Raw genomic sequence first — 3,710 nt, 5'->3', positions numbered from 1 at the left:
CGTCGGCGACTCCGTCGAAACTTCCCTAATCTTTAGTTTTCTCGGTCTTGTAGGTGGGTTATACCTTGGTTATCTCAATAAAACTTCATAACAAGGCGTCAAAGTTCACTCCGCCAACAAGTTGGCTCCGCGGGACGGCTGCTACGCGCCGCCCCTTGGCTTAGCGTTAGTTACATGGAGGAATAATGATCGTTCTTAAAGTCGAGTTAAATGGAGAAACTATTACTATTGCAGGTAGAGAAGACTTATGTGTTCTAAATGCAATGGTTGGTGGTTCTGGCGTTTTGGGTTCGGAGTCTGGAGGCACGAAAACTGAAAAACAAAAGTCAGACTTGGTTCTTAATGTCGGTGGCCTTGGCGCTAGAAGCGATGAAGATCAAGGAACTCATTATAACTGGGTACCTCAAACCAAATTGTCGGTTGGAGATCGTGTAGAAATTACTATTCTTGAACAGAGTAATGCTGATCTGCCGATTGAAGAAAAAACTGTTAAGACTAAAAAAACTGGAAATGCTGAAAGAGCATTTTGGGAAGAATCCAAGAAGTTTTACTTAGAACACAAAGAGAAGTATGAAAAAGATAACTAACAAGTTTGCAAAATCTGCTTCGTTCGCTGTGCTCACTGCGCGGGACGGCGATAAAACGCGCCGCCCATTGCAAAGGCGTTAAGTTTACGGTGCTTGGTATGAAACTTCGAATGCTCTATGCAAAGTGGCTGTACGGAAATGAAAAGCTATCGATATTTGATGAACATGCTCTAAATTCTTGTATAGACTCTTTGCCCGATGAATATTCTGAAATTGTCGCTATCCAGAAAGAAAGGTTAGCGATTGTTCAGCATCACCCTGAATGGAAACAAGTTCGTTTTTACTCAGATAATGAAATTTTAAAGACTGAGGGACTAACAAAGAGATTGCCGTTTCTAGATGAACGCAAACTTATTAGAATAGAATTCTTGATGAGCGATGGAAAAAAGATAGGTTGCAATTTACATGCTTGGAACGGTTTTATCTGTGAAGCAAACTACAGTTGCAGTACAAAAAATTACAAAAGCGAAAAACCTATTGGTATAGGTAAAATCACCAATTCTTGGAAGGCAATTAAATGAAACTTAACAAGAACAAAAACTGGCACTCACTGCGTTCGTTCGGACGCGCAGAAAACGCGCGCCCGTTTTGTGGGCGTTATGTGCCTGCTCTCCGATAATGTATGAGTTAGTTGAAAGAAATGACCAGACTGCCTTAGCTTTAATTGTCACTATAGCGCTAAGTTTAGTTCTTTTGATTTCAATGCTTAAATATAGTGATGCTGTTTATCTTAATCTGTTTTTATTTTCGTTAGTAATTGGTGCGCCATCGATAGTCTTGTACAGCTCGTCAAAAAGGGGCCAATTAACCTTTGGGGTAGATGCTGAAAATTTGTACTATCCATCAAAAGATAGGGGTATGCAGTTCATTCCATTGGATAGAATTGAAAATGTTTTATTTTCGATAATCCATATAAAAAACACCAATCGAGACCACTGGCAAGAACCCGAGTACATCGAACGTGAAGTTGTAAGAGTTAAAATAAGAGAAACAGAAACTTCAGAGGCTTTGGATATCTGCGAACCTAAGCGGGGAGGTTCCATAGATCTTGGCAAAGGCGAAGTGTGCATATATTTCTCAGACCGAAAAAAAACTTTGAAAGTTTTAAATGAGACAAACCGACTAATAGAATCAAACCGGAATTAACGATAAAATGTCACATAACAAGGCACCAAAGTTTGCTCCATTCGCTGCGCTCATTCCGCGGGACGTCGCTCCGCTCCGCCCCTTGGCACGGCGTTATGTTTACTAAAGTTATGAGAATGCATTTATATTCACTAATGGCTCTTCTGATTTGGAGCACAGCTTGTGCATCGGATATCGTTGGTTGTGTTTTTTCTGGACCTGTAAGAGCAATTGATAAATCTAACTTTTATATAAACGAGAGGGGCGATCATTTAGACGGATTTATCGTGGTAGAAAATTCCGAGTCCTCCCATCAGACCAAGTCAGACTCAACTTGTAAGAATCACTTAGGTTCGTCGATAAAGTTCTCTTTTAATCCTGAGAAGAAACCTATTGAGATTGGAACTCTCGTTGAAATCACTTGGTACTATTTAGAACCCAGCGATGATCAGCCTGGCGGTACAATGATAAGTAGCAAAATACTCGAATAGTGTGCAATAAAAAACATAACAAGGCAAAACACTACCGCTTCGCTCGGACGCGCAAAGCGCGCCCGTGTTCACGGCGTTAGATTTACGGAGAGCCCAAAATGGAAAACTTAAATAATGCTATCGCCAGACTAAGAAGCCGTCTTTACCCAGAGCCAGGTTTTGGCTATGGGCCAATTCTAGACAATCCGAGCACGGATATTAAATTTGAAGGTGCTGATTTACTCCACGAACTCCGCTCATTAGCAGATTTTATTTTGGAAGGCACTTCGAATAAAAACGATATTAAAGCAAAGCTAAAGAGTGTGTTTAAGGCTCTCTCTGAACGAACAGAATCTCTAAGCGTAAATGACAACTTCAAAAACGATTGTAGTGACCTACAATCCTGGATAAATGAAGTATATTTTGAAATAGACCATCACAATGAAATCTAACAAGCTTAAAAACATACATTCACTACGTTCATTCGGACGCGCAAAAAGCGCGCGCCCGTTTTAAGGGCGTTAGGTGTATTTTGAGTCGGCGATACTTGAACCATTACGAAACCGTGTTAGCTTTGAAGCAAGGGAAATCGGTCGAGTGTTTTCTAGGAGAATGCAGCTTCAAGGAAATGAGTGGAATCAGATGGTTCGCTATTGATTGGGTCAAGAATGGATACCAAGCGGCCATTTATGAAACAGCTGATCTCGGCAACAAAGAGTTTTTAGATTTTCCGGAGTTCGGTCCGTTAGATCCGAACGTAGAGTTCGGAGATCCAAATAGAACTATTGAGTCTCCAGATATAGATCGATTGTTTGAACTACTAGAAATTGAATTTCCAGGTTGTACTAATAAATTGGTAAACCAATTTATTAGTCAATATGAGTATTTAGATTATATTCAGGGAGGTAGAAAGTGATTTGCGCGGCTATCCACCTAACAAGTTGTCAAAGTTCACTGCGCAGCAAGCTGCTCCGCGGGACGGCCGCTTCGCGCCACCCCTTGGCAAGGCGTTATAAGTACTAAACGTCATGGAATCTGAAAAAGCGGATATTTTGTCTCACCAATCAAATGTGGCAGTTGTAAAATTACCTAGCCGCGAATATCCAGGCTCTGTTGTACAAGGTGACTCATTGCTTATTCTGCATAGCGAAATAATGGAAGTGTTGGCTGAGCTCAGTAAGACGCCTGAAAAGGATGCGTTTTATGCCGCATTTATGGCTGCGGAAAAATTGGAAGACCGACTAATGCATTACATTGCAGTGTGCAAGGCACACGGCATTGAAAACAATTTTAAAATTGAACATAGTTACAAGAGGTATGAGCATCTTGTTGAAAACGACTTATAACAAGGCAAAACACTGCCGCTTCGCTCGGACGCGCAAAGCGCGCCCGTGTTCACGGCGTTATATTTCCTATGACTAACTTCAAGCGAGCTAGTGCAGTGGGTCTACTTTTCGTAGCGTTATCTCTAGCCTATGTTATGGCAACGACTAACGTTTGTTCGTTTGGCTCGGCTTATCGAATTAAA

7 protein-coding genes are annotated in these 3,710 nt (G+C 41.3%); all 7 read left to right on the top strand.

Going from position 1 to position 3,710, the window contains the following annotated elements; genetic code table 11:
- Nucleotides 1–185 precede the first annotated feature (185 nt).
- The 7 genes from DFR28_RS19355 to DFR28_RS19325 all read left to right on the top strand — a co-directional run bounded on the left by DFR28_RS19355 (nt 186) and on the right by DFR28_RS19325 (nt 3,528).
- Nucleotides 186–587, top strand: coding sequence for a hypothetical protein (locus tag DFR28_RS19355; RefSeq protein ID WP_113956052.1), 402 nt, complete (start codon nt 186–188; stop codon nt 585–587).
- A 98-nt stretch (nt 588–685) separates the two neighbouring features.
- The gene (locus DFR28_RS19350) at nt 686–1,108 is read left to right on the top strand and encodes a hypothetical protein (RefSeq protein ID WP_211317068.1); all 423 of its coding nucleotides are present in this window, start codon (nt 686–688) and stop codon (nt 1,106–1,108) included.
- 97 nt (nt 1,109–1,205) lie between these two features.
- Nucleotides 1,206–1,733 carry a hypothetical protein gene (locus DFR28_RS19345; RefSeq protein ID WP_113956050.1) on the top strand — a complete coding sequence of 176 codons (528 nt, stop codon included), beginning with the start codon at nt 1,206–1,208 and terminating at the stop codon, nt 1,731–1,733.
- A 95-nt stretch (nt 1,734–1,828) separates the two neighbouring features.
- The gene (locus DFR28_RS19340; RefSeq protein ID WP_147251079.1) at nt 1,829–2,203 is read left to right on the top strand and encodes a hypothetical protein; all 375 of its coding nucleotides are present in this window, start codon (nt 1,829–1,831) and stop codon (nt 2,201–2,203) included.
- A 98-nt stretch (nt 2,204–2,301) separates the two neighbouring features.
- The gene (locus DFR28_RS19335) at nt 2,302–2,634 is read left to right on the top strand and encodes a hypothetical protein (protein WP_113956048.1); all 333 of its coding nucleotides are present in this window, start codon (nt 2,302–2,304) and stop codon (nt 2,632–2,634) included.
- Between the two features lie 176 nt (nt 2,635–2,810).
- The gene (locus DFR28_RS19330; RefSeq protein WP_113956047.1) at nt 2,811–3,098 is read left to right on the top strand and encodes a hypothetical protein; all 288 of its coding nucleotides are present in this window, start codon (nt 2,811–2,813) and stop codon (nt 3,096–3,098) included.
- A gap of 112 nt (nt 3,099–3,210) precedes the next feature.
- The gene (locus tag DFR28_RS19325; RefSeq protein WP_113956046.1) at nt 3,211–3,528 is read left to right on the top strand and encodes a DUF6959 family protein; all 318 of its coding nucleotides are present in this window, start codon (nt 3,211–3,213) and stop codon (nt 3,526–3,528) included.
- Nucleotides 3,529–3,710: the final 182 nt, after the last annotated feature.

The sequence above is a fragment of the Arenicella xantha genome, assembly GCF_003315245.1.
In the GTDB taxonomy this organism is placed as follows: domain Bacteria; phylum Pseudomonadota; class Gammaproteobacteria; order Arenicellales; family Arenicellaceae; genus Arenicella; species Arenicella xantha.
This window is presented reverse-complemented; position numbering and strand designations above follow the sequence as displayed.

Bases quoted from the DNA above. Each gene is read 5' to 3' on its own strand.
- DFR28_RS19355 (WP_113956052.1), top strand. From the start codon at position 186: ATGATCGTTCTTAAAGTCGAGTTAAATGGAGAAACTATTACTATTGCA.
- DFR28_RS19350 (WP_211317068.1), top strand. From the start codon at position 686: ATGAAACTTCGAATGCTCTATGCAAAGTGGCTGTACGGAAATGAAAAG.
- DFR28_RS19345 (WP_113956050.1), top strand. From the start codon at position 1,206: ATGTATGAGTTAGTTGAAAGAAATGACCAGACTGCCTTAGCTTTAATT.
- DFR28_RS19340 (WP_147251079.1), top strand. From the start codon at position 1,829: ATGTTTACTAAAGTTATGAGAATGCATTTATATTCACTAATGGCTCTT.
- DFR28_RS19335 (WP_113956048.1), top strand. From the start codon at position 2,302: ATGGAAAACTTAAATAATGCTATCGCCAGACTAAGAAGCCGTCTTTAC.
- DFR28_RS19330 (WP_113956047.1), top strand. From the start codon at position 2,811: ATGAGTGGAATCAGATGGTTCGCTATTGATTGGGTCAAGAATGGATAC.
- DFR28_RS19325 (WP_113956046.1), top strand. From the start codon at position 3,211: ATGGAATCTGAAAAAGCGGATATTTTGTCTCACCAATCAAATGTGGCA.